Origin of the sequence: Leifsonia sp. NPDC056824 (assembly GCF_042789575.1) — a bacterium.
Taxonomy (GTDB): Bacteria; Actinomycetota; Actinomycetes; order Actinomycetales; family Microbacteriaceae; genus Leifsonia.
The window spans coordinates 114,632-140,956 of the sequence record NZ_JBHUAV010000006.1 but is presented as its reverse complement, the minus strand read 5'-3'; the positions used below and the strand labels follow the sequence as shown (position 1 = coordinate 140,956).

Annotated in this window: 23 protein-coding genes; 16 read left to right on the top strand and 7 right to left on the bottom strand. The window is 71.9% G+C overall.

Features of this window, described 5'->3' with window-relative positions; translation table 11 throughout:
• Positions 1-750: 750 nt before the first annotated feature.
• A complete protein-coding gene (locus ACFRFH_RS18950; protein ID WP_382464540.1) occupies positions 751-1,281 on the top strand; it encodes a GIY-YIG nuclease family protein in 531 nt (176 codons plus the stop codon).
• 100 nt (positions 1,282-1,381) lie between these two features.
• On the opposite strand, the gene ACFRFH_RS18945 is transcribed toward ACFRFH_RS18950, so the two are convergent.
• Positions 1,382-3,001 (bottom strand): phospholipase D-like domain-containing protein, encoded by a 1,620-nt coding sequence (locus tag ACFRFH_RS18945; RefSeq protein ID WP_382464539.1) that lies wholly within the window; start codon positions 2,999-3,001, stop codon positions 1,382-1,384.
• 196 nt (positions 3,002-3,197) lie between these two features.
• Here ACFRFH_RS18945 and ACFRFH_RS18940 point away from each other — a divergent pair, with 196 nt between their 5' ends.
• From ACFRFH_RS18940 to ACFRFH_RS18920, 5 genes are read left to right on the top strand one after another with little or no spacing between them, the layout of a single operon-like run.
• Entirely contained in the window at positions 3,198-4,832 is a 1,635-nt protein-coding gene (locus ACFRFH_RS18940; protein WP_382464538.1) for an ABC transporter substrate-binding protein, read from the top strand.
• Positions 4,810-5,862 (top strand): ABC transporter permease, encoded by a 1,053-nt coding sequence (locus ACFRFH_RS18935; RefSeq protein ID WP_382464537.1) that lies wholly within the window; start codon positions 4,810-4,812, stop codon positions 5,860-5,862. Before ACFRFH_RS18940 ends, ACFRFH_RS18935 begins: the two co-directional genes overlap by 23 nt.
• The gene (locus ACFRFH_RS18930) at positions 5,859-6,728 is read left to right on the top strand and encodes an ABC transporter permease (protein WP_382464536.1); all 870 of its coding nucleotides are present in this window, start codon (positions 5,859-5,861) and stop codon (positions 6,726-6,728) included. Before ACFRFH_RS18935 ends, ACFRFH_RS18930 begins: the two co-directional genes overlap by 4 nt.
• Positions 6,725-8,482: a dipeptide ABC transporter ATP-binding protein gene (locus tag ACFRFH_RS18925; RefSeq protein WP_382464535.1), complete on the top strand. Its 1,758-nt coding sequence runs from the start codon at positions 6,725-6,727 to the stop codon at positions 8,480-8,482. Before ACFRFH_RS18930 ends, ACFRFH_RS18925 begins: the two co-directional genes overlap by 4 nt.
• Positions 8,479-9,882: an LLM class flavin-dependent oxidoreductase gene (locus tag ACFRFH_RS18920; protein ID WP_382464534.1), complete on the top strand. Its 1,404-nt coding sequence runs from the start codon at positions 8,479-8,481 to the stop codon at positions 9,880-9,882. The genes ACFRFH_RS18925 and ACFRFH_RS18920 overlap by 4 nt, the downstream gene beginning before the upstream one ends.
• A gap of 132 nt (positions 9,883-10,014) precedes the next feature.
• Here the strand turns inward: ACFRFH_RS18920 and ACFRFH_RS18915 are convergent, their stop codons facing one another.
• Entirely contained in the window at positions 10,015-10,773 is a 759-nt protein-coding gene (locus ACFRFH_RS18915) for a DUF4386 domain-containing protein (RefSeq protein ID WP_382464533.1), read from the bottom strand.
• 114 nt (positions 10,774-10,887) lie between these two features.
• Between ACFRFH_RS18915 and ACFRFH_RS18910 the strand changes: the two genes are divergently transcribed.
• Complete coding sequence (locus ACFRFH_RS18910; RefSeq protein ID WP_382464532.1) at positions 10,888-11,643, top strand: TetR/AcrR family transcriptional regulator; 756 nt, start codon at positions 10,888-10,890, stop codon at positions 11,641-11,643.
• Between the two features lie 10 nt (positions 11,644-11,653).
• On the opposite strand, the gene ACFRFH_RS18905 is transcribed toward ACFRFH_RS18910, so the two are convergent.
• The gene (locus ACFRFH_RS18905; protein ID WP_382464531.1) at positions 11,654-12,577 is read right to left on the bottom strand and encodes a Ppx/GppA family phosphatase; all 924 of its coding nucleotides are present in this window, start codon (positions 12,575-12,577) and stop codon (positions 11,654-11,656) included.
• Between the two features lie 466 nt (positions 12,578-13,043).
• Here ACFRFH_RS18905 and ACFRFH_RS18900 point away from each other — a divergent pair, with 466 nt between their 5' ends.
• Genes ACFRFH_RS18900 through ACFRFH_RS18890 form a run of 3 tightly spaced genes read left to right on the top strand, consistent with a single transcriptional unit; the run spans position 13,044 to position 15,060 of the window.
• Positions 13,044-13,490, top strand: coding sequence for a MaoC family dehydratase N-terminal domain-containing protein (locus ACFRFH_RS18900; RefSeq protein ID WP_382464530.1), 447 nt, complete (start codon positions 13,044-13,046; stop codon positions 13,488-13,490).
• Complete coding sequence (locus ACFRFH_RS18895; protein ID WP_370056262.1) at positions 13,490-13,915, top strand: MaoC family dehydratase; 426 nt, start codon at positions 13,490-13,492, stop codon at positions 13,913-13,915. The genes ACFRFH_RS18900 and ACFRFH_RS18895 overlap by 1 nt, the downstream gene beginning before the upstream one ends.
• An 8-nt stretch (positions 13,916-13,923) precedes the next feature.
• Positions 13,924-15,060 (top strand): UDP-N-acetylmuramate dehydrogenase, encoded by a 1,137-nt coding sequence (locus ACFRFH_RS18890; protein ID WP_382464529.1) that lies wholly within the window; start codon positions 13,924-13,926, stop codon positions 15,058-15,060.
• An 11-nt stretch (positions 15,061-15,071) separates the two neighbouring features.
• Here ACFRFH_RS18890 and ACFRFH_RS18885 read toward each other — a convergent pair whose 3' ends face one another.
• Entirely contained in the window at positions 15,072-17,189 is a 2,118-nt protein-coding gene (locus ACFRFH_RS18885; RefSeq protein WP_382464528.1) for a RecQ family ATP-dependent DNA helicase, read from the bottom strand.
• 210 nt (positions 17,190-17,399) lie between these two features.
• Here ACFRFH_RS18885 and ACFRFH_RS18880 point away from each other — a divergent pair, with 210 nt between their 5' ends.
• From ACFRFH_RS18880 to ACFRFH_RS18870, 3 genes are read left to right on the top strand one after another with little or no spacing between them, the layout of a single operon-like run.
• Positions 17,400-17,573, top strand: a complete 174-nt coding sequence (locus ACFRFH_RS18880; protein WP_382464527.1) for a hypothetical protein — start codon at positions 17,400-17,402, stop codon at positions 17,571-17,573.
• A 10-nt stretch (positions 17,574-17,583) separates the two neighbouring features.
• Positions 17,584-18,660 (top strand): glycosyltransferase, encoded by a 1,077-nt coding sequence (locus ACFRFH_RS18875; RefSeq protein ID WP_382464526.1) that lies wholly within the window; start codon positions 17,584-17,586, stop codon positions 18,658-18,660.
• Positions 18,630-19,919, top strand: coding sequence for an O-antigen ligase family protein (locus ACFRFH_RS18870; protein WP_382464525.1), 1,290 nt, complete (start codon positions 18,630-18,632; stop codon positions 19,917-19,919). Before ACFRFH_RS18875 ends, ACFRFH_RS18870 begins: the two co-directional genes overlap by 31 nt.
• Before the next feature lie 20 nt (positions 19,920-19,939).
• On the opposite strand, the gene ACFRFH_RS18865 is transcribed toward ACFRFH_RS18870, so the two are convergent.
• Genes ACFRFH_RS18865 through ACFRFH_RS18855 form a run of 3 tightly spaced genes read right to left on the bottom strand, consistent with a single transcriptional unit; the run spans position 19,940 to position 22,966 of the window.
• Positions 19,940-21,496 (bottom strand): polysaccharide biosynthesis tyrosine autokinase, encoded by a 1,557-nt coding sequence (locus ACFRFH_RS18865; RefSeq protein ID WP_382464524.1) that lies wholly within the window; start codon positions 21,494-21,496, stop codon positions 19,940-19,942.
• A gap of 1 nt (position 21,497) precedes the next feature.
• A complete protein-coding gene (locus ACFRFH_RS18860) occupies positions 21,498-21,839 on the bottom strand; it encodes a PqqD family protein (RefSeq protein ID WP_382464523.1) in 342 nt (113 codons plus the stop codon).
• Positions 21,840-21,853: 14 nt separating this feature from the next.
• Positions 21,854-22,966 (bottom strand): hypothetical protein, encoded by a 1,113-nt coding sequence (locus tag ACFRFH_RS18855; RefSeq protein ID WP_382464522.1) that lies wholly within the window; start codon positions 22,964-22,966, stop codon positions 21,854-21,856.
• A gap of 281 nt (positions 22,967-23,247) precedes the next feature.
• Between ACFRFH_RS18855 and ACFRFH_RS18850 the strand changes: the two genes are divergently transcribed.
• Genes ACFRFH_RS18850 through ACFRFH_RS18840 form a run of 3 tightly spaced genes read left to right on the top strand, consistent with a single transcriptional unit; the run spans position 23,248 to position 26,317 of the window.
• On the top strand, positions 23,248-23,826 hold the full coding sequence (locus ACFRFH_RS18850; RefSeq protein WP_382464521.1) for a low molecular weight phosphatase family protein: 579 nt from the start codon (positions 23,248-23,250) through the stop codon (positions 23,824-23,826).
• Positions 23,823-24,914 (top strand): LCP family protein, encoded by a 1,092-nt coding sequence (locus ACFRFH_RS18845; protein ID WP_382464520.1) that lies wholly within the window; start codon positions 23,823-23,825, stop codon positions 24,912-24,914. Before ACFRFH_RS18850 ends, ACFRFH_RS18845 begins: the two co-directional genes overlap by 4 nt.
• Complete coding sequence (locus ACFRFH_RS18840; protein WP_382464519.1) at positions 24,914-26,317, top strand: sugar transferase; 1,404 nt, start codon at positions 24,914-24,916, stop codon at positions 26,315-26,317. The genes ACFRFH_RS18845 and ACFRFH_RS18840 overlap by 1 nt, the downstream gene beginning before the upstream one ends.
• Positions 26,318-26,325: the final 8 nt, after the last annotated feature.

The following is a 26,325-nucleotide window of genomic DNA, read 5'->3' as shown; positions in this document are numbered from 1 at the left end:
TCACCCGGCCGACCCCCCCCCCCCACCCCCTCGCCCGGCCACCCCTGGCCCGCCCCCGCCCGCCCCCCCCGCCGGGTCTCCTCCCTTGTCTGCGCCGGGCCGGCGCGCACGGCGCGGCCACCGGAGGAGTTCCCGCGTCACCAGGCCCGGATCTCCTCCGGTGGCTGCGGTCGGGCGGCGTGTCGCCCCGATCTCCTCCCTTACCGCCGCCCGGCCGCCTGCGCTGGTCGAGGCCTTCCGAGGCCACGTAGGCCCGGGCGGCAACGGAGGAGATCCGCCCGTCGCGACCTCGAGAACGCGGGCAACGGAGGAGATCGGTCGCGAACCGCGGCCGGTCTCCTCCGTTCGCGACACCGGGCGGGACACCCGAGGTGCGGCTACCGGAGGAGTTCCTGGGCCACACGGTCTCGGACTCCTCCGGTGGCTGCTGTCGAGCGGCGCGTCGCCGCCGGTGTCCTCCGTTACCGCCGCCCGGCTGCCTGCGCTGGTCGAGGCCTTTCGAGGCCTAGCTGGCAACGGAGGAGATCCGCCCGTCGCGACCTCGAGAACGCGGGCAACGGAGGAGATCGGTCGCGAACCGCGGCTGGTCTCCTCCGTTAGCTGCGCCGGGCGGGGCGCCCGCGGTGCGGCTACCGGAGGAGTTCCTGCGCCAGAGGGCCCGGCCTCCTCCGGTGGCTGCGGTCGGGCGGCGTGTCGCCGCCGATGTCCTCCGTTACCGCCCCTGTCGGCGGCGCGCGGTAGCGTCGCCGCGTGACCGAGTCGTGCCTGTGCGGGGCGCCCGCCCATCCCGGGGCGCCGCTCCCGCTGTGCCTCGCGCACCTCCTGGAGGCGCACGAGTGGGTGGAGGGCGAGTTCGGCCAGACCGACCTGCTGCCGTCGCCGTGCGCGTTCTGCGGCTCGCGGCTCGGCGTGCGGTACCCGTCCGGCTGGCTGTGCGCGGTCTGCGAGTGGCGGGTGGGCGAGACGGCGCCGGAGGGCGCGGCCGCCTCGCGCGTGGACGTCGTCTACTACCTGCGCTACCGCGACCGCATCAAGATCGGCACCACGGCGAACCCGGCGCAGCGGTTCGCGAGCCTCCCCCACGACGAGGTGCTCGCCTTCGAGCGCGGCGACCGCACCCTGGAGCATCGGCGGCACGTCGAGTTCGCGGCGCTACGCATCCCCGGGACCGAGTGGTTCGAGACGGATGCCGGCCTCCTGAGTCACGTCGCGGCGCTGCAGGACGGGGACCCGTGGCTGCTGCTTGCGCGCTGGCGCAGCGAGGCCGCTGCGCGACGCTAACGGAGGAGATCGGCGGCGACATGCCCGCCGAGAGCAGCTAACGGAGGAGATCGAGGCCCGATTTCGCGAAAACTCCTCCGGTGGCTGCGGGACAGCCGCCTCAGTGCGCCGTCCCCGCCAGCACCTCCCGCTGCCGCGCACGCCCCGGCTGGTCGTAGTACTTCGCCCACCACCCGTCCGTCGGGTCGAGGCCGACCGCGGCCTCCACCCCGCTCTGCGGCCCCGGCGTCGGATCGTGCGGCGCCAGGGAGAGCGAGTACCGGAACCGGTAGTGGTCGAACAGCCGCATGAACTCGGTGAAGTACAACTCCGCGACCGCGGCGTCCCCACGGATGACGAGCATGTTCTCGTCGTTGCCGGTGGTGGAGGCCACGCTGAAATTCGCCGAGCCGGTCACCACGATCGGATCGTCGCCGAGCGGGTCGATCAGCAGGTACTTGCTGTGCACGTACTCCACGTTGTTGGAGAACGGGTTCTCGAGCTCCGGAGCGAATCCCGCGAGCGCGCCGGCAGGCAGGAACGCCCCCGCGACGATCGTCGTTCCGGGGTCGGTGACCACCGCGCTCGCCTTCGCAGCGGCCTTCGGGTCCTCGAAGAGCAGGTAGCGGAGGGCGTCGTGGGCGCCGGGCAGTGCGTCGCCGAACCGGGAGTCGAGCGTGAACGGGAACGTCCCGCACGCGATCGTCCCCGCCCCGTCGAACAGGGCCGCGTACCGGTCGAGGGCGGTGCTGCGGGTGTGCGGGCTGAACACCACGGACACGCCGGCGGGCCACGGGTCGGGGAGGGCGTCGTTGGCGTCCACCCAGTCGTTCAGGGTGCTGTACGGCGGATCCTCCAGCAGTTGCGACCAGTAGGCGAGGTAGGCGGCGGCGATCGCCGGGTCGTCGATGGAGTGCCCGACGTTGGACTGCCCGAACACGCCGTTCGTCGTGATGTTGGTCGAGCCGGTCCACACCGCCACAGGCGCGCCGTCGTGCGACGCGACGACGAACTTGTTGTGCGGGATCTTCGCGTTGGCGCGCCAGAGCTTCACGAGGCCGTCGATGCCCGCCGCGGTGACGGCGTCGTGGTTCTTGGGGTTGCCGTCGTCGACGATCAGATTCACGGAGGCGCCGGCCTGGTCCGCCACGCCGAACGCCTGCAGGACCGCGGGCAGCTGGAACTCGTAGAAGCTGCCGTGCAGCTCCCAGCCCGCGTCCTGCGCACGACCGATGAACGCCAGGATGGCCTCCTGGAGCCCGCGCGAGAGCCACTTCCACGCGGCGTCGCCCGGGACGTCGGCGGGCAGCCGGTTCTGGAACCGCTCCGCGTACGCCTGCGACGAGATCACCCCGCGGTTGAACCACACCCCCTGCTGCGCGGGCTGCCCGGTCGAGACGGCCAGCGTGACGGCGTTCGCGGAGGTCAGCGGCTGCCCGGGAGTGCCCGTCATGCTGTGCACGATGTATGTGTAGTCGTGGCCCTCCTTCGCCGTGTAGTCGCCCCAGAGGAAGGTCTGCAGCGGGTTGACGTCGGTCGTCCAGGTCCCGGCCGGCGCGCCGGTGAAGCGGAGCCGGTTCGGGAGCCAGCGGTGCTCGCCCTCGGTGTGGTCGAGCCGTTCGATGCCGATGCCATGGACGCCCGGCATCGCCGCCCGGTCGTGGTCGATCCCGATCAGCACGACGTCGTTGCCGGCGATCGCCTGGGCCGAGAGTGGGCCGCTGGTTCCGCTCGTCCTCATCGCGTCCTCCGTTCCCGAGGCGGGGATGTCAGCTGGAGCCTACGAGCCCGGGTGATACCGGTGCCACCCCCCGTCGCGCCAGCTTCCGTGACGGTGTGTTTCACCCGCGAAACACAGTGTCACGCCGGCTCGACCGCGGTTGCGGTTCACCCGCATCCTGAGCTGCATCCCGTCCCGCACCCTCCCAGGAGTCCCTATGCGTTCCCGTTCCCTCCGCACCCTCGCCGGCGCCGCCGTCGCGCTCACCGGAGTGCTGGCGCTCGCCGCCTGCGCGGGCGCCTCCAACGCCGCGACCGGCCAGAAGGTCGACGGAGGCACCATCGTGTACGCCCACCAGCAGGAGCCCGCCTGCGTCTTCGGCGGCTGGATCGAGCAGGCCTACCTGTCGTACCAGGTGCTCGACAACCTCACCTCGCTCGACGAGAACCACAAGGTCGTCCCGTGGCTCGCCACCGCGTGGAAGCAGTCCAGCGACGGCCTCACCTGGACCTTCACCCTGAAGAAGGGGGTGAAGTTCACGGATGGCACTCCGCTCACCGCGGCGGCCGTCGCCTACAACTTCGACTACTGGGTCAACGGCGGAAACAGCACCGCCAAGGTCTGGCTGGACGGCTACTACAAGGGCGCCACGGCGATCGACGACCAGACCCTCCAGATCGACCTGTCGCACCCGTACCCGCGCCTGGCCGACAACCTGACGCAGGGCTACTTCGGCATCCAGTCGCAGCACGCGCTCCAGACCCGCACGAAGGAGCAGAACTGCGAGGCCCCGATCGGCTCCGGTGCGTTCACCGTCGACAAGTGGAACCGCGGCCAGGACATCATCCTCAAGCGCAACAAGGCCTACACGTCCCCGCCCGCGAACGCGAAGCACACCGGGCCGGCCTACGTCGACACGATCGACTGGAAGTTCGTCGCCGACCCGACCACCCGCGTCGCCGCGCTGCAGGCCGGCCAGGTGGATGCGATCTACGACGTGCCCTCCGTGCAGTGGAGCGTGCTGAAGACCGGCGGCTACCAGCTCGACAAGTTCGTCACCCCCGGCCGGCCGCAGCAGATCTCGTTCAACACGGCGAAGGGACCCTTCACCGACGAGCAGGTGCGCCAGGCGTTCGCCTACAGCCTGGACCGCCCGCAGATCGTGGACACGATCGGCCGCGGCGTGATCCCGTCGGAGGGCAACGGCGGCGTCAGCCAGGCGACCCCCGGCTACAGCCAGAAGGCCGCGGCCTGGTACACGCAGGACGTGAAGAAGGCGAACGCCCTCCTCGACGCCGCCGGCTGGAGCCAGAAGAACTCCGACGGCGTGCGGGTGAAGAACGGTCAGCCGTTGACGGTGCGGCTGCCGTACGGCGCCGGCTCGATCATCAACGCCGACGGCGCCGCCATCCTGCAGGGGGTGAAGGAGCAGGCGAGCAAGGTCGGCTTCGATGTGAAGCTCATCCCCGTGCCGCAGAGCGAGTTCTTCTCCGGCAAGTACTCCGGGCCCGACGCCTACGACCTCCAGGCCGGCTACTGGACGAGCGTCACGGCGGGCATCCTCTACATCAACTGGAGGCCGTCCACCGCCGCCGACCCGAACTACAGCAACAGCAGCTTCACCAACGACCCGGTGCTCGCGCAGTACATCCTCGACGGCAACTCCGCGGCGACCGTGGACCAGCAGAACGCCGACTACCAGAAGGCGCAGGACTACATCGCCCAGCACGCGCTGTCCATCGGTGTCTACGACCGGCTGAGCACGCTGGCCGTCTCGCCCAAGCTCCACGACGTCTGGCAGGAGCACGCACAGGGAGGACCGACGTTCTATGACGCGTATCTCACCAAGTGAGCTGGTGCTCGCAGACCGGAAGGCAGCAGCCGCGGAGGCCGTAGCCGGAGGCGCGGCGGTCATCACGACCGTCCGCCCCCGGCGCGGCCGGGCCGTCGCCTTCACCCTCCTGAAGAAGGTCGGCGCGGCGGTCGTGGTGCTCTGGGGCGCGGCGACCGTGGCGTTCTTCGCCCAGCTCGCCCTCCCCGGCGACCGGGCGACGACCATCCTCAACATCCGCGCCGGACAGGTGCAGTTGCGCACGCCCGCCGAGCTGGAGCAGATCCGCTCTCAATACGGCCTCACCCGCCCCGTCATCCTCCAGTACCTCGACTACCTGCGCGGGCTGGTCGCGGGTGACTTCGGGACGTCGTACCAGCAGTATCGCCCGGTCACCGCGATCATCGGCGAGCAGCTCGGCAGCACGGTCACCCTCTCGCTGACCGCGATCGCCCTGGCCTGGGTCATCATGGTCGTCTGGGTCACCCTCACCGCCGGGCGGGGCCCACGGATCGGCGCGCTCGGCTCGACGGTGGACGTCGTGACCGCCGGCCTTCCGGCGTACTGGCTGGGCATCATCCTGCTGCTGGTGTTCGGCCTCGGGCTGCGCTGGTTCCCGATCATCAGCGGCTCGTCGCCGAACGGGATCGTGCTGCCTGCCCTGACGCTCGCCATCCCGCTGGCCGGGTTCATGGCGCAGAGCGTGCGGACCGAGTTCGAGCGCTCGCTCGACCAGCCGTTCGTGCTCTCGGCGCGGATGCGCGGGATGGGGGAGTGGGGCATCCGGCTGCGGCATGTCCTCCGGCACGCCGTCATCCCCGCGGTCACCCTCTCGGGCTGGGCGCTCGGCGCGACGCTCTCCGGTGCGGTGATCGTGGAGTCGATCTACTCGCGGCCCGGCATCGGCTCGGTGCTGGTCACCGCGGTCAACTCCCAGGACCTGCCGGTCGTCACCGGCATCGTCACCCTCGTCGCCGTGGTCTACGTGGCGGCGAACCTCATCGTGGACGCCGTCTACACGGTGATCGACCCCCGATTGGAGCTGTCATGACCTCCGTCGCCTCACCCTCGAAGCAGCGTGTCGCACGGTCGGCCGCGACACGCCTCACCCGCGCCCCGTGGGGCCTCTACCTCGCGATCGCCTTCGCCGTGCTGCTCCTCGTCGCGGTCCTCGCCCCGCAGCTCCTCACCACTCACCTGCCGACCGCCGTCGACTACTCCGCCGCGCTCCAGGCGCCGAGCTGGGCTCACCCGTTCGGCACGGACGAGTCCGGGCGCGACCTCTACACGCGCATCGTGTGGGGCGCGCGCGACTCCCTCACCATCGGGGTGGGCGCCGCGGCGGTGAGCATCGGGCTGGCGCTGATCCTCGGCACGCTCGCCGCGCTCGGCGTCAAGCCGGTCGCCGTCGTGATCGACCGGTTCGTGGAGATCCTGTTCGCGTTCCCCGCCCTGCTGCTCGCGCTGCTGCTCATCGCGATCGCCGGCCCGAGCGCGGCCACGCAGGTCTTCGCGGTCGGCGTCGGCACGGCGCCGGGCTACGCGCGGATGATCCGCGGCCAGATCCTCGGCGCGCGGAACTCGGCGTACGTGGAGGCCGCGACGGCGCTCGGCCACTCGCGCCGGCGGATCGTGCGCGCGCACATCCTCCCGAACGCGCTGCGCCCGCTGGTCGCGGTGTTCGCGCTGTCGATCGGGCAGTCGATCGTGTGGGCGTCGAGCCTGTCGTTCCTCGGGCTGGGCGTCGCCCCGCCCGCGTCCGAGTGGGGCGCGCTGCTCGACGCGGGCCGCGCCTACCTCACCACGGCCTGGTGGCTGGTCGTCATCCCCGGCCTCGTCATCGTCGCGGTCGCGCTGGCCGCGACCACCATCGGCCGGCACATCCAGGCGCGCCTGGAGAAAGGGGAACGATCGTGAGCATCGCAGAGCAGAGCACCGCCCAGTGGAGCGCCGCCCAGCAGGGGACCACCGCGCACCCCTCCACTGACGTCGACACCTCCACCGACCTCGCCCGCCTCGACTGGCCCGCCGCGCGCCTGCGCGTCCGCAACCTGCGCACCGGGTTCACGGTGGACGGCGTCCACCGTCCCATCGTCGCGGGCGTCTCCTTCGACCTCCTACCCGGCCAGTGCGTCGCGATCGTCGGCGAGTCCGGCTCCGGCAAGTCCGTCACCGCGCGCAGTCTGGTCGGCCTCGCCGGACGGAACGCCACGGTGGAGGCCGACCAGCTCGAGCTTCACCACGAGGACGCCCGCGCTTTCACCCCGCGGCAGGGGCGTCGCGTCCGCGGCCGGGATGTCGGTTTCGTCCTGCAGGACGCCCTCGTCTCCCTCGACCCGCTGCGTCCGGTCGGCGCGGAGATCGCCGAGGCCCTGCGCCTGCACGGCTGGGGGACCCGCGCCGCCCGGAAGGCCCGCGTGCGGGAGCTGCTGGAGCGCGTCGGCGTCCCGGACCCGGCCGTCCGCGCGCGGCAGCGTCCGGACCAGCTCTCGGGCGGCCTCCGGCAGCGCGCGCTCATCGCCTCGGCGATCGCCCTCGACCCGGACATCGTGATCGCCGACGAGCCGACCACCGCGCTGGACGTCACCGTGCAGGCCCAGGTGCTCGCCCAGCTGGAGGCCATGAAGGAGCGCGGCGCCTCCCTCATCCTGATCAGCCACGACCTATCCGTCGTCGCCCGCCTGGCCGACCACATCCTCGTCATGCGCGGCGGCGAGGTGCTGGAGCAGGGACCGGCCGACCGGGTGCTCGCCGAGCCGGAGCACGAGTACACCCGCGCACTCATCGCCGCGGTTCCCGGCGAGGCCACCCGAGGACGCGCGCTCACCCCCGGCTCACCCGCTCCATCACCCCGGCCGCCCCTGGGAGACCCGGTGCTGGAGGCACGCGAGCTGGTCAAGCGCTTCCACACCTCCGACGGCACCGTCACCCGCGCGGTCGACGGCGTCTCCTTCACCCTCCGCGCCGGCGAGACCCTCGGCATCGTGGGGGAGTCCGGCTCGGGCAAGAGCACGACCGCCAAGCTCGCGCTCGGTCTCGAACGGCTCGACGGCGGCGACGTGCGCCTCCTCGGCCAGGAGTGGTCGGCGCTGCCCGAGTCGCGCCGTCGCGCCCTGCGCCGCCGCATCTCGGTCGTCTACCAGGACCCGCTGAGCTCGTTCGACCCGCGCTGGACCGTCGAGCGCATCCTGCTCGACGCCCTCCGCCCGGAGAGCTTCGCCGACGGAGCCGCACGCGACGCCCGCGTGCGCGAGCTGCTCGGCCAGGTCGGGCTCGGCGTTGAGGTGCTGCCGCGCTTCCCGCTCCGCCTCTCCGGCGGTCAGCGGCAGCGCGTCGCCATCGCGCGCGCCCTCGCGCCGCGGCCCGACGTGATCGTGCTCGACGAGGCCGTGTCGGCGCTCGACGTCACCATCCAGGCGCAGATCCTCGACCTCCTCGTCGCGCTGCAGCGGGAGTCCGGCGTCGCGTACCTCTTCATCTCGCACGACCTGGGCGTCATCAGCCACTTGAGCGACCGGGTGCTGGTGATGAAGGACGGCCGCGTCATGGAGGAGGGGACGGCCGAGGACGTCTTCGAACGACCGCAGCAGACGTACACTCGTGACCTGATCGCCGCGATCCCGGAGTTCGCTCCGGCCGGCGGACCCCGCAGCCCGGAAGGCGACGCATGACCACCGAACCCAAGCAGCTCTTCGTCAACCTGTTCGAGATGGCCTGCGTGAGCCACATCACCCACGGCCTCTGGCCGCTGCCCGGCAACAACCGGGAGCGGTTCGCCGACCTCGACTACTGGCTGGAACTCGCCCGGCTGCTGGAGCACGGCGGCTTCGACGGCATCTTCCTGGCCGACGTGATCGGGGCCTACGACGTCTTCCGCGGCGGGCCGGAGACGGCGCTGCGGGAGGGCCTGCAGAGCCCGAACCTCGACCCGCTGCTGCTCGTCCCGGCGATGGCGGCCGTCACCGACCGGCTCGGCTTCGGCGTGACGTTCTCGACCACGTACGAGCCGCCGTTCGCGTTCGCCCGCCGGATGTCGACCCTCGATCACCTGACCAAGGGGCGGATCGGGTGGAACATCGTGACCTCCTACCTCCCGAACGCCGCCCGCAACTTCGGGCTCGACGACGAGGTGCCGCACGACGAGCGCTACCGCCGCGCCGAGGAGTACCTGGACGTGCTCTACAAGCTGTGGGAGGGCTCCTGGGACGACGACGCCGTCATCGCCGACCGGCAGGCGCGCGTCTTCACCGACCCGTCCAAGGTGCGGTACATCGACCACGTCGGCGAACGACACAGGGTCGCCGGGCCGCACATCGTGCATCCGTCGCCGCAGCGCACGCCGGTGCTGTTCCAGGCGACCGGGTCGCCTGCGGGGATCGAGTTCGCCGGACGGCACGCAGAGGTCGTCTTCACCGGCGGCCGCACGAGCGAGGAGTTCCGGCGCAACGCCGACGGGATGCGCGACGCCGCCGAGCGCCACGACCGGCAGCGCGACGACGTGAAGTTCATCGCGATGGCCGGGGTGATCGTCGGCCGCACGACCGAGGAGGCCGAGGACAAGTGGAGGCTGTACCAGCAGCACTCCAGCCTGGACGGCATCCTCGCCCACAGCAGCCTCCCCGTGGACCTGACGGCGTTCCCGCGCGACATCACCGTGCGGGAGGCGCTGGCGCGGGCGGAATTCCCGGCCGAGCGGGTGCCGTTCCTGCCGCTGGATCGCACCGTGGGTCAGGCCCTGGACTTCATCAAGAACGGCCGCGACGACCGCTTCCTGGTGGTCGGCGACCCGAAGACCGTGGCCGACGAGATCGAGCGCTGGCTCGACGAAGACGGCCTGGATGGCATCAACCTCCGCCAGTACCACTCGTTCGAGACGGCGCGCGACTTCGCCGAGCTCGTCATCCCGGAGCTGCGTCGCCGCGGGCGGCTGCCGCAGGAGGGGGAGCGGTCGGGCACGCTGCGCGAGCGGCTGTTCGGCGACGGCCACAACCGCCTCACGGAGCGGCACCCCGCGACGCGGTACCGCGGCGGGGCGAACCTGCACGAGGAGGCGGCGGCTGCGGCGCGCTGACCCGCGCAGCCTCGCCGCGCTGCCTCGCCGAGGGGCACCTAAACGCCCCGAAAACCCGCCGATAAGGGCGACAACGTGCCCTTCGACGTCACAGCGGCCCGCGCCGCGAGATCGAAGGGCACGTAAACGCCCCTAAGACGCGCTTTTAGGGGCGTTTACGTGCCCCTCGGCGTGGCCGGCCGCCTGCCCGCGCGCCCGGAACCCCACGAACGTGAAGTAGACCCCCAGGAACGCCTCCCACGCGATCTCCGGAAGCGTCGCCACCGCCGACACCGGCGACCCCTGGCTCCACAGCCCGAACAGCACGCCGATCCCGGACAGCGCGACGAGCGACCCGCCGACCATCCCGACCACCGCCATCGGCCGCGGCACGAGGCCGGAGCGCAGCAGCAGCCAGCCGAGGAGGACGCCGTTGCCGATCCCCGCGACGAAGCCGGGGCCGAGCAGGAACGTCCAGTTCCGCAGCGCGACCAGCGTCTGCGCGGACACGGTCAGCGCGCCGGGGTCGCCGAGCGCCGCCGCGTGCTGGCGGAGGGTCACGACGGTGAGCAGGCACAGCATCCCGACCGCGATGAACACGCACTCCATCACCCGGGCGACGACGTAGCCCAGCGCGAGGCCCTCGGCGCGGCGGCGAAGGACAGGGAAGAGCGCGAGCGCGGTGCCGAGGTTGGCGGCGATGAGCACCGCTTCGCAGAGGATGCCGGACAGCACGCGTGCGTCGGAGCCGGCGCCGAGCACGTAGTGCGGGTCGTTCAGCACCGGCGCGTAGAGCAGGACGCCGGCGATGGCGGAGACGAACGTGACGAGGAAGAGCACGCCCGCGGTGAGCGAGCGCCGGCGGTCGGCGGCGGAATCTGTTGCGGCGACCGCGGTCGTGGTGGTTGTCATGGTGGCCTCGGATCGGGTGGAAGGTGACCTAGGATGATGGGTGTACGGTGTACACCACGAACGATAGGTGTACGGCGTACACCTTGTCAATACCCTTCGACCGAGGAGCCGCCGATGCCGCAGTCCCCGCGCCCGCGCCTCACCCGTGACGTCGTGCTCGCCGCCGCCCTCGCCCGCGCGGACGCCGCCGGCCTCGACGCCCTGTCGATGCGCGCCCTCGCCGCCGAGCTCGGCGTCGTCCCGATGGCCCTCTACAAGCACGTCGCCAACAAGGACGAGCTGATCGACGGGATGGTCGACCTGGTCTGGGCGGAGGTCGAGCCGCCGGCCATCGGTGGGGCGGCCGCCGATGCCCGGAGCGCCGGAGCCGCCGCGGCTGAGGCCCGGACCTCGGGAGCCCACGTCGCTGAGGCCCGGAGCGCCGCCGCCACCGCCGTCCCGTGGCACGAGGCGATGCGCGCCAGGGCCGTCTCACTCCGTGCAGCGCTGCGCCGCCATCCCTGGGCCGTCGGCCTGATGGAGTCGCGCATGCGCCCCGGCCTGGCCAACCTCGCCGCGCACAACGCCATGATGGGCTGCCTGCGCGAGGCGGGCTTCTCGTTCCGTGCGACCGTGCACGCCACCTCGGTGCTCGACGCCTACGTCTACGGCTTCGCCCTGCAGGAGAAGACCCTCCCGTTCGACACCCCGGAGGAGTCGGGGGAGGCCGCCGCCGCGAAGAGCGAGACCGTTCCGCCGGAGGTGGCCCTCCGCTTCCCGTACCTCCTGGAGGTGGTGGCCGAGCTGGCCAGGGCGGGCTACGACTACGACGAGGAGTTCGCCACCGGCCTCGACCTCATCCTCCAGGGCATCGAACGTCTCCAGCCCTGACCGGCGCTCCTCAGTCGAGGTGGTCGAGGTAGCGGAGGATGATCCCCTCGCGCAGCGCCCACGGGCAGACCTCGAGCACCGGCACGTCGAACGCGCGCATCGCCTCCCGCAGCACCACCCCGCCCGCGACGATCTGGAAGGTCCGGTCCGCCGTGATCCCCGGCAGCGCGGTGCGGGCGTCGGCCGTGAGCTGCGCCAGGCGCGGCACCCAGTCCGCGAGCTCCGAGCGGCGCAGGAGGCTGCGCTCGGTCCCGCCGGGGCCGCTCGCGGTCGAACCGGCCAGGCGGGCGAGGGAGCGAATGGTCTTGGAGGTGCCGATCACATGCGCGGGCCCCCGGTCGGTGAAGCGGCCGACCGCGTCGGCGAGCGTGGTCCTGGCGTGGTCGCGGAGGGCCGTGACCTGTTCGGCGGTCGGCGGGTCCTCGTGCAGGAACCCGATGGTGCTGCGGCCGGCGCCCAGTGGCAGGGAGACCGCCGTGTCGGGGTACTCGTCGACGCCCGCCGCGATCTCGAGCGAGCCGCCGCCGATGTCCATCAGGAGGATGGAGCCGGACGACCAGCCCGACCAGCGGCGCACGGCGAGGAACGTCAGCCGTGCCTCGTCCTCGCCGGAGAGCACCTGGAGGTCGACGCCGGTCTCGTCCAGGATGCGCGCCAGGATCGCGGGGCCGTTGGCGGCCTCCCGGATCGCGGAGGTCGCGAACGGCAGCAGCTCCTCGATGCCCTCGGCGCGGCCGACCTCGACCGCCGACCGGATCGCCTCCAGGATCGCGGTCTCGCCCTCGGCGCTGATCGCACCGTCCTCGGTGATGTAGCGCATGAGGCGCAGCACGGACTTGTGCGTCGCCGCGGGGAGGGGGCGGGCGCCCGGGTGCGCGTCGACGACGAGAAGGTGGACGGTGTTCGATCCCACATCGAGGACTCCGAGTCGCATAGTCAGACAGTAGTGGGCGCCGAGGCCGCCCGCGATGCGCTGTTCTGTGGTGCGACACGCGGCCTCCGAAGGCCGACACGCCGTGTCGCTGTACCCAGTTCGGAGGTGGCTCTGTCGGTGGTCCCGCGTATTCTCGGGGGTGTCGGAAGAGGTCCCGAAAAAATCGCCCAAACACTACATGTAGTGGAATGACAATCGTGTCATTCGGGTTATATAGTGGGTAAACACCGCGAGACACGCGAGTGACAAGATTTCCGGGGAGGCCATCATGGACTACGAAAACGACACCGTCGGCGGCTATGCAGTTCCGGTCGACCCGATGGATCTGCTGCAGTGCGACAGCTGCCAGTAGTCCGCTGACGACAGCTTCGAGAACCCCGGCGCCGAGTGCGCCGGGGTTCTCCTTTTCCCCGGGGAGCTCTGGGCGTTCCCCGGGGAGCGTTGGGCGCTTGCGTAGAATCGTCGGGTGCCAGTGAACCCAGAGCTCGTGGGCCGGAGTTTCCCGCCCACCCCGCCGTATCTCGTCGGCCGTGAGAAGGTGCGCGAGTTCGCCGCCGCCGTGCTCGCGACGGACCCGATCAGCTTCGACGTGGCGGCCGCCCAGGCTGCGGGTCATGCCGATCTCGTCGCGCCGCCCACCTTCCCGATCGTGGTGCAGCAGCTCACCCTCGACCAGCTCCTGGCCGACCCGGAGGCGGGCATCGACTTCAGCCGCGTCGTCCACGGCGACCAGCGGTTCACGTTCTCGCGTCCGGTGATCGCGGGCGACGAGCTGACGGCGACGCTGACCGTCACCGCTGTCAAGTCGCTCGGCGCGCACAGCATGGTCACCGCCGAGTCGGTGATCGTGGACGGTGCAGGCGATCACGTCGTCACCTCCGTATCCACCCTGGTCGTGCGAGGAGACGAGTGATGGCCGCCCCCGATTTCGACGCCCTGACCGTCGGCGACGTGGTCGCCGAGCGCTCGTTCGACCTCAGCCGCGACGCTCTCGTCCGCTACGCGGGCGCCTCCGGCGACTTCAACCCGATCCACTACCGCGACGACGTCGCGACCTCGGTGGGCCTTCCCGGCGTCATCGCGCACGGGATGCTGACGATGGGACTCGCCGTCCAGCCGGTGGTCGACTGGGCCGGCGACCCGGCGCGTGTCGTGGACTATCAAGTGCGCTTCACCCGCCCGGTGGTCGTGGACCCGGCGGAGGGCGCGAGCGTGCAGGTCACGGCCAAGGTCGGTCAGCTCGACGCGGAGGCCAGGGTCGCGCGCATCGACCTCACGACGACGTTCAACTCCGAGACCGTGCTCGGCAAGGCGCAGGTCCGCGTCTCGCTCGCGTGAACGACGAGATGACTTCGACGCCGCCCTTGTCCGAGCTGACGACCATGCGGGTCGGCGGCGTCCCGGAGAGCATGGTCGCCCCCGCTGACACGGACGCGCTCGTCGCGGCCGCCCGGGAGGTCTGGGCGTCGGGCGAGGACTGGCTGCTGCTCGGCGGCGGCTCCAACACCGTCGCGAGCGACGAGGGTTTCGAGGGCACGGTGATCCGCGTGGTGACCCGCGGTGTCGATCGCCTCGAGGCGCCGGAGGGCCGCGTACGCCTGCGGGTGCAGGCCGGCGAGCCCTGGGATGACGTCGTCGCGCTGACCGTCCGCAACGGCTGGTCGGGCATCGAGGCGCTGTCCGGCATCCCCGGATCGACAGGCGCGGCCCCGGTGCAGAACATCGGCGCGTACGGCCAGGAGCTCGAGTCCGCGCTGGTCGGCGTCGACTTCCTGGACGCGAGCACCGGGGAGGTTCGCCGCCTGTCGCGTGCGGACCTGGACCTGGGATACCGGACCTCCGCGCTCAAGCGCGGCCTGCTCGGCGTGGTGCTCACGGTGGACCTGGAGCTCGCGGACAATTCGGTGCCCGGCGGCGTCGGGGCGCCGCTCAGTGCCCCGATCGCCTACGCACAGCTCGCCGACTCGCTCGGCGTGCCGCTCGGGTCGCGCGTGCCGGTCGCCGAGCTGCGCCGCGCCGTGCTCGCGTTGCGCGCCTCGAAGGGGATGGTGCTCGACCCGGCCGACCCGGACTCGGTCAGCGCGGGAAGCTTCTTCACCAACCCGATCGTCTCGGAGTCGTTCGCGCGCGGTCTGCCGACGAACGCGCCGCGCTGGCCCGTCACTCCTCCGGAGCCGGACATCGTGATCGGCCTCCCGGCCGGCGGCGTGCACCCGCTGGACATCCCGCCGCTCGCGGACGGCCCGTACGACGTCAAGCTCTCGGCCGCCTGGCTGATCGAGAACGCCGGAATCCGCCGAGGATTCTCCCTTCCGGGATCGGGCGCGGGCATCTCGTCCAAGCACACGCTCGCGATCGTCAACCGCGGTAACGCGAGCGCGGCGGACATCGGCCAGCTCGCCTCGTTCATCCAGGCCAGGGTCCAAGCGGAGTTCGGGGTGCTGCTGCGCCCGGAGCCGATCCTGGTCGGGCTGACGTTGTGACCGCACGGCGATCACGCTCGTAGCGCCGCCGCGAACGGCAGCACCGCGCCCGCGCCCGCGCGGCGCAGCTCGCGCCCGGCGACAGTGACGGTCCACCGGCTGTCGATGAGGTCGTCGACCAGCAGCACCGGCGCACCGGCGGGGATGTCGAGCCCTGACGCGTCGACCCGGTCCCAGACGCCCGCGAGCCGGTAGGTGCTGTTGCCGCCGGGACCTCCCGACGGGCCGCCGCCGCGGAGCGCGAGGGCGCCGAGGTAGGGGAGCCGCCCGATCTCTGCGAGCCCGCGCGCGAGGCTCTCGGTGAAACGCGGCCGGCCGCGGGACGGCAGGGCGACCACCGCAGCGGGCCGGTTCGCCCAGTCCCAGTCGGCGAGCACCTGAACGCACGCATTCAGGATCTCCGGAGGGCACTCGCCGTCGGGCGCGTCGGCGTCGAGGAGCTGCCGCAGGCGCCCGCCCCAGCCGAGGTCGGTGAGCCGCGCGAGCACCCGCCCTGGCTCGAGCTGCTCGCCCGGGGCGATCTTGCCCCGCACGGGCACGCCGAGGCTGTCGGCGCCGGTCGGCCACAGCTTGCGCGGTTCGACGGGGACGCCGACCCGGTCGAGCTCCGTCGCGATGGTCTGCCGCGCGTCTGCCGCAACTCCCGCCGGATACCATTCGCCGGCGCAGCGGTCGCACCGGCCGCACGGGCCGGCGTCGGGGTCGTCGAGCTGCCGCTGCAGGAACTCCATGCGGCACCCGGAGGTGGTCTCGTAGTCGAGCATCGCCTGCTGCTCGGCCTCCCGCGCCGCCGCGATGCGCTCGTAGCGGTCGCGGTCGTACTCCCACGGCCGACCCGTCGACACCCAGCCGCCCGGCACGCGCCGCACCGCGCCGTCGACGTCAAGCACCTTGAGCAGCAGCTCGAGGGTGGACGAGCGCAGGTCGACGCGGCTCTCCAGCACCCGGGTGGACTGCACCTGGTCGCTCAGCGCGCCGAGCAGGGCGGTCGCCTTCTCCTCCGTCGGCATAGCCGCCGTCGCGAAGTACCGCCAGATCGCGCGGTCCTCCGGGCCGGGCAGCAGCAGGACATCCGCCGACTCCGTGGCCCGACCTGCACGGCCGACCTGCTGGTAGTACGCGACAGGGGAGGACGGCGCTCCGAGGTGGACCACGAATCCCAGGTCCGGCTTGTCGAAGCCCATCCCGAGGGCGCTGGTGGCGATGAGGGCTTTGACCTCGTTGCGTTTCAGCCGCCCTTCGAGCTCCTCCCGTTCGGCCGGGTCGGTCTGCCCGGTGTAGGCGGCGACATCGTGGCCGGCCCTCCGCAGCACGCGCGCCGTGTCGTCCGCCGCCGACACGGTGAGCGCGTACACGATCCCGCTGCCGGGGAGGTCAGCGAGATGGCCGGCGAGCCAGGCCAGGCGCGCCGTCGCATCCTCGAGCGCGAGCACGCCGAGCCGAAGCGACCGGCGCGCCAGCGGCCCGCGGATGGTGCGCACCGTCGCCGCGAGCGCCGAGCCGACGAGCTGCTCCTCGACGTCGGCGACCACCCGCTGATTCGCGGTCGCGGTCGTCGCCAGCACCGGGATGCCCTCCGGCAGCGCGGCGACGAGGTCGCGCAGCCGCCGGTAGTCCGGCCGGAAGTCGTGCCCCCAGTCGGAGATGCAGTGGGCCTCGTCGATGACGAGGAGGCCGCAGCGATCGACCAGGGCCGGGAGCTGCTGGTCGCGGAAGTCCGGATTGTTCAGGCGCTCCGGTGACACGAGCAGGACGTCGACGGTGTCGTCGCGCAGCCGGGCGGCCACGTCGTCCCATTCGTGCCGGTTGGCCGAGTTGATCGACAGTGCGCGCACACCCGCCCGTGCCGCGGCCTCCACCTGGTCGCGCATGAGGGCCAGGAGGGGCGAGACGAGGATGGTCGGCCCAGCGCCCTGCTCGCGCAGCAGCATCGTCGCCACGAAGTACACCGCGGACTTGCCCCAGCCGGTGCGCTGCACGACCAGGGCCCTGCTGCGATCGTCGACGAGGGCCGACACCGCCTCGAACTGCCCGTCGTGGAACGCCGCGTCGGGGCGGCCGACGAGCGCGCGGAGGCGGCTCAGGGCTCGATCGCGGGTGGCCTCGGGAACGGTGTCTGTGGTGCTCATGCAGCCATCGTTCCAGACGGCGCCGACGTCGCGACCGATCCGGGAGAATATGTGGAAAGGTCGCTGGATCGGCGAACTGTGGAGGACTTTTCTCGCGTCGGCAGCCGGCCCCCGCGTCGGGTGATCGAGCAGATGAAAAGGTGGCGTCGGCGCGGGAGGCCGGCGCGGATCGACTCCGATCGGCGCCGAACGCGCACCTACAGTTTCAGCGTGTCCACTCGTACCCGCACCCGCGAACAGGCTCCGCTCCGCCCGTTCGAGCTGCGGCTCCGCCTGCCCAACGGCTCCTCCGCGGTCGTCGTGATGGACGCGCGCAATGTCGGCGAGGCGCTCGACATGGCCCGCAGGGCGCTCGGCGACGTCCAGGTCATCGAGTCGCGTTGAGCCGTCGTCCGTGAACGACTCCCCGGGCCGCGGCCCGCTCCGCGTGATGCAGGTGGTCGACAGCATGGGGCCCGGCGGAGCTCAGCAGGTGGTCGTCGACCTGTCCAACTGGCTGGCCGTCGGCAACGGCGTGGCGGTGTCAGTGTTCGGGGCAGGAGGCTCCGCCGTCGCCCGGTTGGCGGCGCCCGTCCGCTTCATCGAGCACGACGCCGGCGGATTCCTCGCGCAGACCGCGCGGCTGCTGCGCGCGGCACGCCGGACGCGCCCGGACATCCTCCACGCCCATCAGCGTCGCGAGGCCCTGCAGTCGCTCATCGTCGGGCGCCTCCTCGGCATCCCGGTCGTGGAGCACGCGCACACCCGGCTGCCGAGCGTGCGCCCACGGGTCCTGTCGTTCCGCAGCCGCGTCGTCTTCGCGGTCGGTCCCGCCGTCGCCGAGATGGTCGTGGGCGACGCCGGCCGCCCGGCCGCTCGCGTCGTGATCGTCGGAAACGTGCCGGCGCAGCGCCCAGGAGCGCCCGACCCGGTCCCGAACGAGGTCAGCTCGCCGCTGCGGCTGCTCGCGGTCGGCCGGATGGTCGAGCAGAAGGACCCGCTGCGTTTCGTCCGCGTCGTGGCGGAGCTCGCGCGCCGGCGACCCGTGGCGGCGACGTGGGCCGGAGACGGCGAGCTCCGCGACGCCGCGCTCGCGGCCGCGGCCGAACGGGGCGCGCCGGTCGACTTCGCCGGTCAGGTCGACGATGTCCCCGCGCGGCTGGACGCCGCGCACTTCCTGCTGATGACCTCCCGCTGGGAGGGCACGCCCCTCGCCGTGCTGGAGGCCTTCGACCGCCGCCGCCCGGTCGTCGCCACGGCGTCGGCGGCGAACGGCCTCCTCGCCGACGGCCGGGGCTTCGAGGTCCCCGACGACGCCACGGACGCGGAGTTCGCCGCCATCATCGCCCGCGCGGCGGACGACACCGCGGCCCGCGCCGACACCGTCGAGAAGGCCAAGCGCTGGGCCGACACCGAGGCGTCCCCCGAGCGCGTCTTCGGCCCGGTGCTGGAGGCCTACGGGTGGCTCACCAGGTCGGCCGTCCGCTCGTGAGCCCGCTTCTGCTCCTGGGCGGGGCGGTCGCGATCCTGGCGGTCGTCCTCCTCATGATCGCGGTGCCTCCGCGGCTGATCCGCGGTGTCGCGGTGTCGTTCACGGTGGTGGCAGCGTCGTTCGGGCTTGCGAACTTCGCACCCGACGCCGTGCGGCCGCCCGTCGCCATCGCCGCCATCGGTGTCCTGGTGCTCGCCCTGGTCCGCTCCCGTGCCGTCACGTCAGGGGGCGTCCGGTTCTGGGCGGTGGCGGCGTGGTGGGGATTCATCTCGCTGAGCGTGCTGCTCACCGGAAGCTACGGCACGAATCGCATCGTGCTGTACTTCGGCCTGGCGACGCTGGCGGCGTACGTCGCCTCCTCGCTCGACCGTGCGGAGCTCCGGATGGTGTACGCCACGATCGCCGGTCTGGCCGCGGTGCAGGTCGGTCTCGCGTTCGTGGAGATCCTCGTCCTGCCGGAGCCGATCTGGGGCTACACGGGGAAGATCCGGTACAACCCGTTCACGAGCGACGTCTACGCCCGTGCCCAGGGGACGTTCGGGCACCCCATCGTCTTCGCCGTCTCCATCGGGATCGCGTTGATCGTCGCCTGGTCGAATCCGGCACGCTGGTCACAGAAGTGGAGGCTGGTCAACCTGACGGTGGCGACCGTCGGCCTCGCGCTCTCGGGAACGCGCAGCGCCGTCGCCGCCGTCGCCGTCGGGCTGCTCGTTCATGTGGCTCTGAACAGCTCGTTGACGTCGTGGTTGCGTTCCCTGATCGGTGTCGGAGCGGTCGTCGTCGTGCTGCTGAACATCGACATCGGAATCGGGACGCTCGTCGCCAACCTGCTCGAGTCGGGTTCGTGGTCGCATCGCCTCGGTGCGCTCGAGTCGGTGCGCGCGCTCCTCGACCGCCCGCCGGTGGAGGCGTGGTTCGGGGCCGGGTTCGGAGGCGAGGCGATCCTCTACGACCGCGGCCTCATGCAGCAGACCTTCCTCCGGGCGGTCGACAACATGCTCGTGTACGCGCTGGGAACCACGGGGATCGTGGGCCTGCTCGCCCTCCTCGCCTTCTGGACCGTCGCCTTCTGCTTCGCCGACCGGACCATCAAGGCAGTGCTGGCCATGCTGTTCGCGATGTTCTTCTCGTTCGACCTGTTCACCTGGATGAACGCGGGAGTCATCACCAGCCTGATGATCGCCCTCCCGCGCGCGGACAGACCGGCCACGGGCGTGGTCCCTCAGCCGGACAGCGTGCCGGCGCTGCGGGCCGTGTAGCCCGCAGCGCCCCAGCGGCGTCAGCGCCCGGCGCGGAGCTCTTTGCGGGACGAGCGGCGCGTCTGCGTCCCCTCAGCGACCCCGGGCGCGTCGTGTCCGGGCGCGTCGCCCGCCGGCTTCCCGGTGTCGCCCGCAGCGCCCTCGACGCTCTCGTTCGACGTGTAGTAGTCGTTGCGGTAGTACCCGTAGTCGTGGGAGTCGACGCCGTTCGGCGGGATCTTGTTGAGGACGGCGCCCAGCACCTTGCCGTTGACGCGCGTGACCGAGCGGTAGGCCTTCTGGAGCTGCTCGGCGGTGACCTGCTTGGCGCCGACCGTGATCACGACGCCGTCCGCGATCGTGCCGAGGATGGCCGCGTCCGTCACCGAGAGCAGCGGGGGCGCGTCGAGGATCACCGTGGCGACGCCGGAGAGCGCGGCGATCAGCTCGCGCATCGTCCGCGAGCCCAGGAGTTCGCTCGGGTTCGGCGGAACGCGGCCCGCGCCGAGCACCCGCAGGTGGCTGCTCGCGGTCGGGGCCTGGAGGGCGTCGCCGAGGGCGACCCGGCCGCTCAGCACATCGGTGAGGCCGACCCCGCCGCGCAGGTTGTACAGGGTGGACTGCATCGGACGCCGCAGGTCGCAGTCGATGATGACGACGTTCGCGTTGCCGGAGGCGATGGCATCGGCGAGGTTCGCCGTCAGCGTCGATTTGCCCTCACCGGGGATCGAGCTGGTCACCACGATGACCTTCGGCGGGTTGTCGACGTCGATGTAGCTCAGGTTCGTGCGCAGCTCGCGCAGCGACTCGGAGATCGCGAAGAGCTGCACCGAGTCGGCCGAGCCGTCGTGCTCGACGATGCGTTGGCGATCGGAGAGCGCGGGGCTGGCCGGGACGGTCCCGATCACGGGGGCGTCGAGGAGGCGCTCGATCTGGTCGACGGAGCGCACCCGGCGGTCGAACTGCTGGCGGAGCAGGGCGTAGACCAGGGCGAGCGCGATGCCCGCCAGCAGCGCGAGCACGAGCGCCGTCTGGATGTTTGGCGAGGACGGGAAGTAGGGCGGGCGCGCGTTCGCCAGGGGGACGAAGGCGATCGACGGATCGCCGACCGACCCCTCCGGCGACTCCAGCGCCTTCACCTGGTCGGAGAGCGCGGTCGTCCAGGCATTGGCGAGCTTCGCTGCGCCCTCCGGGCTGCTCGCGCTGGCGGTGATCTCGATGATGGCCGTGTCCGCCGGAAGCGTCGCCGTGACCTTCCCGAGCAGATCGGAGACGGAGCGGTCGGTGCCGAGGATCTCCTGCGCGCGCTTGGCCACCGCGTCCGACGTGGCCACGCGCACGTACGTCTCGGCGCGGGACTTGGCGAGGCTCTCGCCGGCGAAGGTCATCGAGAGGCTCTCGCCGCCCGCCGCCTGGGTGAGTCCGGTCGAGGTGGACTGGTAGACGCGCGGCTGGAGCGCGGTGAACCCGGCGACGAGACCGATCGTCGCCAGCACGATGATCGCCTCGCCGAGCCAGTAGCGCCTGATGATCCGCACGAAGTCGCGCAGGTCTCTGCCCCTCGACTGGTTCTCGGTGGTGTCCGTCGGCGAGGTCATCTCACAGCTCCATTTCGGCGTCGGTGGCCTGATCGTGGTCGGGTTCGGGGTGTGCGGGCTCGAGCAGTCGGAGCCGCAGCAGCTCGTCGATCAATGACCGGCAGTCGGCGCGAGCCGAATCCGGGTGATCGGGGAACGCGTCGAGCACCTGCTCGACGATCGCCTCGTCCGTCGTGTGCCCGTCGAACGACTGCCAGAGCAGGCCGGAGGTTCCGTTGAGGACGAACTGCCGGAAATCGGAGACGTCGGCGACCGCCCAGCGCCCCGCCGTCGTCTCCACCCACACGACCGATCGGGCATGACGGTGCACCCGGGCGGGACTTTCACCCTCGATGTCATCCATCGTGCCGGCGTGCCTCACGCTCGCCACTCGAGCACTCCCGCGCCGACGAGGACGTCGATCGTGTGGTGCAGAGCCAGGTCGTCGCCGGGCGCTGCGCCGTGGATCGTCCGCAGCCGCTCCAGGAGGTCATCCTCGGACCGGGCCGCTCCGGCCTCCAGCCACAGCGTCTTCGCGACCCCGGCGAGCACCCGGATCTCGCTTCCGTGCGCGAGGACGAGCAGGTCGTCCGTCTCCAGAGCGTCGTCCGCCCGCGTGCGGATCAGGCCGGGCGCCGTTCCGTCGTCGCGGTCGGAGGCGACGGTCGAGAACGCGAGCTCCTCGGCGGACAGCCGCGGCGACGTGGGCGGCCCGGAGGCCGGATCGAGGTCGAGCACGTCGGCATAGCTGAGCTGCTCTATCCCGCCGACCTGCCGGATCAGCTCCGCGAGGGCGGCGAGCGGGTTCGGGTGCCGCTCCAGCGCCGAGAGCTGCGGGACGAGCGCCTCCAGGCTCTCGACGATGCCGAGTCGGCGGGAGAGCGGCTGACGCGAACCGCCCGCCTCCCGGTTCAGGACGATCACCCGGTCCACCTCGTGCGGGACGTCGGCGACACGCAGCCCCAGCTCCGCGGGGGCGAGCTGCGCTTTGGCCGGCCCTCCCCGTTCGACCGAGAGCGGCTTCGGGTAGGGGAGGACACTGCCGTCGGGTCCGACCAGGGCCGTCTCGTCCGTCAGATACCCGTGGGGGCCGGCGAGGCGGGTGATGGCAGTGGTCTTTCCCGCGCCGGACGGCCCGACCAGAAGGATCGCGCGGCCGTCGGCACGGACGGCCGCGGCCGCGTGGAACAGCAGCCCCCGTCCCGTGTTCAGGTCGATGAGCGTGCGCGTGATCAGCGTGCTGGCCTGGGCCAGGCCGGCGGCGGTCGACTCCGGCGTGTCCGCGGCGGAGTCCAGGATCAGCTCGTCGTCGGTCTCGGCGCGAGGGTCGAGCAGCAGGTGCGCCCAGGCAACCGAGAAGGCGGCGGCGAGGGCGCCGGCTCCCGCGCCGGTGACCGTGATCCGCAGCGCCCGGCCGAGTGCGCCGACGACGAAGTCGGCCTCCGCGTCGTGCGGGCCGGGTTCGTGGGGTCCGGTCGGGTGGGCGGGCATGGGTCTCCTCGGGTGCGATCGGGTCGGGTGGCAAAGACCCAGTATCAGCGCGGGCGCGGCCGGGGAGCCGCTGCGGACCCCCCACTCGGCGCCGCGGCGATCGGGTGATGTTTTAGCTGAGCTCGTCCGGCATGCAGTCGATTCTTCGGGTGAAGAACGGAGCGGGGACGAGCGCCGTCGCGTCCCTGCCCGCAGGTGGGGTGTCAACGGCGGGCGACCATGTCCCTCTGCATCTGCGACCGCGGCCGTCTCCGCCGCGGCACCGACCGAGGGGAGTCCTGATGCCCGGGAGCGGGTTCTCCGTCCTGTTCGTGTGCACTGGCAACATCTGCCGGTCGGCGATGGCCGAGCGACTCCTCGCGGCCCGGTTGCCGCCCTCCGCCGGACCGGGGGAGGGCGTGGTCGTCCGGAGCGCGGGGACGCGCGCGGTCGTCGGACGGTCGATCTCGTCGCAGACACGCCCCCGCGTCCGCGCGTTCGGCGGCGACCCGGACGGTTTCGTGGCCTCCCAGCTCACCGAGGCGACGATCGCCGGCTCCGACCTCGTGCTCGCGCTGACCCGGGAGCATGCGACGCGGGTCACCGCCCTCGACCCCGGCGCCTTCTCCCGGACGTTCACGCTGCTGGAGTTCGCGCGCGCGATCGAGGGCTTCGCCGCGGAGGGCGACCCCGGCGATCCCCTCCGGTGGCGCGCGCTCACCGACCGCGCCGTGGACGCCCGCCGCCACGGCCTGCTTCCGCCGCGCGGCGACGACGACATCGACGACCCGTACGGCCGGCCGGACGAGGCGTTCGACGTGATGGCGAGCCGCCTCGTCCCGGCGATCGACATCCTGGCCGGCCGGCAGGCGTCCGCGTGACGACGCCCGATGGAGGCGACCTTCTGCTTCCCGAAGAAGAAGCGCCCCTCGCAGCACCCGGGCGGCGACAGGAGCGGCGCCGATCCGAGCGCAGACGGCGGCGACGGATCGGGATCTGGGTCACGGCCGCCGCCCTCGTGATCCTGCTGCCGGTGTCGCTCATCGGCGGGTACCTGCTCTGGCTGGGGTGGTCGTTCGACGACACGGTCGAGCGCATCCCGAACGCGTTCCCCGACGAGAAAGGGCGTCCGCCGGCCGTCGCGGGGACGACCAACTTCCTGCTCATCGGGTCGGACTCGCGGAGCGGGCTCCACGATCCGCTGTCGGGCGGAGCGAAAGGCGAGCGCTCGGACACGCTCATGCTGGTCCACATCCCCGCCGACCGTTCCGGGGTCGTGGTCGTCTCGCTGATGCGCGACCTCTGGGTGCCGATCCCCGGCCACGGCGAGAACAAGATCAACGCCGCCTTCAGCTGGGGCGGCGTTCCACTGACGGTTCAGACGGTCGAGGGCCTCCTGGGGGCGCGGATCGATCACGTCGCGGTCGTCGACTTCGGCGGCTTCGGCGCTCTCTCCACGGCTCTCGGCGGTGTGAAGGTCTGGTCCGACCGGGCGTTCACGTCCAAGAACATGCCCGGCTACAGCTTCGAGAAGGGCGAGAACCGGCTCGAGGGGTCGGCCGCCCTCGCGTTCGTCCGCGAGCGGTACGCGTTCCCCGACGCCGACTACCAGCGCGTGCGCAACCAGCAGGCGTTCGTCCGCGGGATGCTGCAGGGCTTCATCAGCGCTCAGACCCTGACCGATCCGGGCAGGACGCAGTCCGCGATCACGACGCTCGCGCGGTATGTGGCGGTGGACACGGGGCTCACCTCGTCGGCCGCCGGTTCGCTCGCGCTCGGCTTCCGCGGCCTGACGTCCGACGCGATCCACACCCTCACGCTGCCCACCGCGGGAACGGGGTCGTCGCCCGACGGGCAGTCGATCGTGCGCGTCGACGAGGCGCGCGTCGAGGTCCTCAGAAAGGCGCTCGCCGCCGACGACGTCATACCGACGCTGAAGCGCGGCGCGCTCGGAGAGGGAAGGAACTGATGGTCCGCACCGATTCCCACCGCCCGCAGACCCTGGCCGGCCGGCTGCGCGCCGCCCGCCTGCTCCTCCTGGCGGACGCGCTCGTCGTCGGCGCAGCACTCGCCACCGCGCATCTGGCGCGCTTCGGGAGCCGCAACGACCCGTTCCAGATCGGGCCGCTCGACATCTCGTACGTGATGGTCTCGATCCTGATCGGGGTGATCTGGCTCGCGATCGTCGCGGTGCTCAACGGGTACGTGTCCTGGCCGAAGCGCCTCAACGGCCCGTCGTACGCGCCCCCGGTCCGTGCGACCGTCTGGCTCGTCGCGCTCCTCGCGGTCGGCTCCCTCGTCCTCCAGCTCGACCCCTCGCGCGCCTACCTCGCCGTCGCCATGCCGTTCGGCCTGCTCGGCCTGCTCGCCGTGCGCTTCGTCTGCCGGGGGTGGATCTACGCGCACCGCGCGCGCGGCCGCTACATCCGGCGCGCGCTCGTCGTCGGCACACCGGAGCGCGTGGCCGAGCTCGCCGCCGTCTTCGCGGAGCGGGCGGCGCCGGTCGCGGTCGATGTCGTCGCGACCACCGGCATCGAGAACGCGCGCGGCCCCTATCTGCGCGAGCTCGTCGAGCGGCACCGGGTCGACATCATCCTCCTGACCGAGGAGCGCGACGGTGCGAACGTCCGCCAGCTCCTCTGGGACGTGGAGGGCGCGGGCGCCGTGGTCTGGCTCTCCATCGACGTGCCGGAGCTCGCCGCGCCGCGCGCCGAGTACTTCCCGATCGACCGGCTGCCCATCGTCGAGGTGGCGCCGGCGGATCGCTCGATCACGCGGCGGCGGGCGAAGCGGGTGTTCGACATCGTGCTGAGCTCCGTCGCGCTGACGCTGCTCCTGCCGATCATCGTCCTCTGCGTCATCGTGATCCGCCTCGACAGCCCTGGCCCTGCCTTCTTCCGGCAGTCGCGGGTCGGCCGCGACGGCAACGCCTTCGGCATCGTGAAGCTGCGCACCATGCGGGTGAACGCGGAGGAAGAGGTCGCGGACCTGCAGCACAGGAACGAAGGCGCAGGGCCGCTGTTCAAGATCAAGGACGACCCGCGGGTCACCCGCGTCGGCCGGTTCCTGCGCCGCACGTCGATCGACGAGCTGCCGCAACTGTGGAACGTCCTCAAGGGCGAGATGAGCCTCGTCGGGCCGCGGCCGGGGCTGCCGTCCGAGGTCGCGGAGTACGACAGGGACAGTCACCGCCGGCTCATCGTCAAGCCGGGGATGACCGGGCTCTGGCAGGTGAGCGGGCGCTCCGACCTGTCCTGGGAGCAGGGCGTGCGGCTCGATCTCTTCTATGTGGAGAACTGGTCGGTGGCGGGCGACCTCCAGATCCTGTTCCAGACGGTCGGCGTGGTGCTGCGCCCGAACGGGGCGTACTGACGGCCGTG

Excerpts from the sequence above, each read along its gene's own strand:
- ACFRFH_RS18930 (WP_382464536.1), top strand. The coding sequence starts at position 5,859 with ATGACCTCCGTCGCCTCACCCTCGAAGCAGCGTGTCGCACGGTCGGCC.
- ACFRFH_RS18945 (WP_382464539.1), bottom strand. The coding sequence starts at position 3,001 with ATGAGGACGAGCGGAACCAGCGGCCCACTCTCGGCCCAGGCGATCGCC.
- ACFRFH_RS18920 (WP_382464534.1), top strand. The coding sequence starts at position 8,479 with ATGACCACCGAACCCAAGCAGCTCTTCGTCAACCTGTTCGAGATGGCC.
- ACFRFH_RS18905 (WP_382464531.1), bottom strand. The coding sequence starts at position 12,577 with ATGCGACTCGGAGTCCTCGATGTGGGATCGAACACCGTCCACCTTCTC.
- ACFRFH_RS18860 (WP_382464523.1), bottom strand. The coding sequence starts at position 21,839 with ATGGATGACATCGAGGGTGAAAGTCCCGCCCGGGTGCACCGTCATGCC.
- ACFRFH_RS18865 (WP_382464524.1), bottom strand. The coding sequence starts at position 21,496 with ATGACCTCGCCGACGGACACCACCGAGAACCAGTCGAGGGGCAGAGAC.
- ACFRFH_RS18910 (WP_382464532.1), top strand. The coding sequence starts at position 10,888 with ATGCCGCAGTCCCCGCGCCCGCGCCTCACCCGTGACGTCGTGCTCGCC.
- ACFRFH_RS18890 (WP_382464529.1), top strand. The coding sequence starts at position 13,924 with ATGACTTCGACGCCGCCCTTGTCCGAGCTGACGACCATGCGGGTCGGC.
- ACFRFH_RS18940 (WP_382464538.1), top strand. The coding sequence starts at position 3,198 with ATGCGTTCCCGTTCCCTCCGCACCCTCGCCGGCGCCGCCGTCGCGCTC.
- ACFRFH_RS18840 (WP_382464519.1), top strand. The coding sequence starts at position 24,914 with ATGGTCCGCACCGATTCCCACCGCCCGCAGACCCTGGCCGGCCGGCTG.
- ACFRFH_RS18850 (WP_382464521.1), top strand. The coding sequence starts at position 23,248 with ATGCCCGGGAGCGGGTTCTCCGTCCTGTTCGTGTGCACTGGCAACATC.
- ACFRFH_RS18855 (WP_382464522.1), bottom strand. The coding sequence starts at position 22,966 with ATGCCCGCCCACCCGACCGGACCCCACGAACCCGGCCCGCACGACGCG.
- ACFRFH_RS18915 (WP_382464533.1), bottom strand. The coding sequence starts at position 10,773 with ATGACAACCACCACGACCGCGGTCGCCGCAACAGATTCCGCCGCCGAC.
- ACFRFH_RS18885 (WP_382464528.1), bottom strand. The coding sequence starts at position 17,189 with ATGAGCACCACAGACACCGTTCCCGAGGCCACCCGCGATCGAGCCCTG.
- ACFRFH_RS18935 (WP_382464537.1), top strand. The coding sequence starts at position 4,810 with ATGACGCGTATCTCACCAAGTGAGCTGGTGCTCGCAGACCGGAAGGCA.
- ACFRFH_RS18895 (WP_370056262.1), top strand. The coding sequence starts at position 13,490 with ATGGCCGCCCCCGATTTCGACGCCCTGACCGTCGGCGACGTGGTCGCC.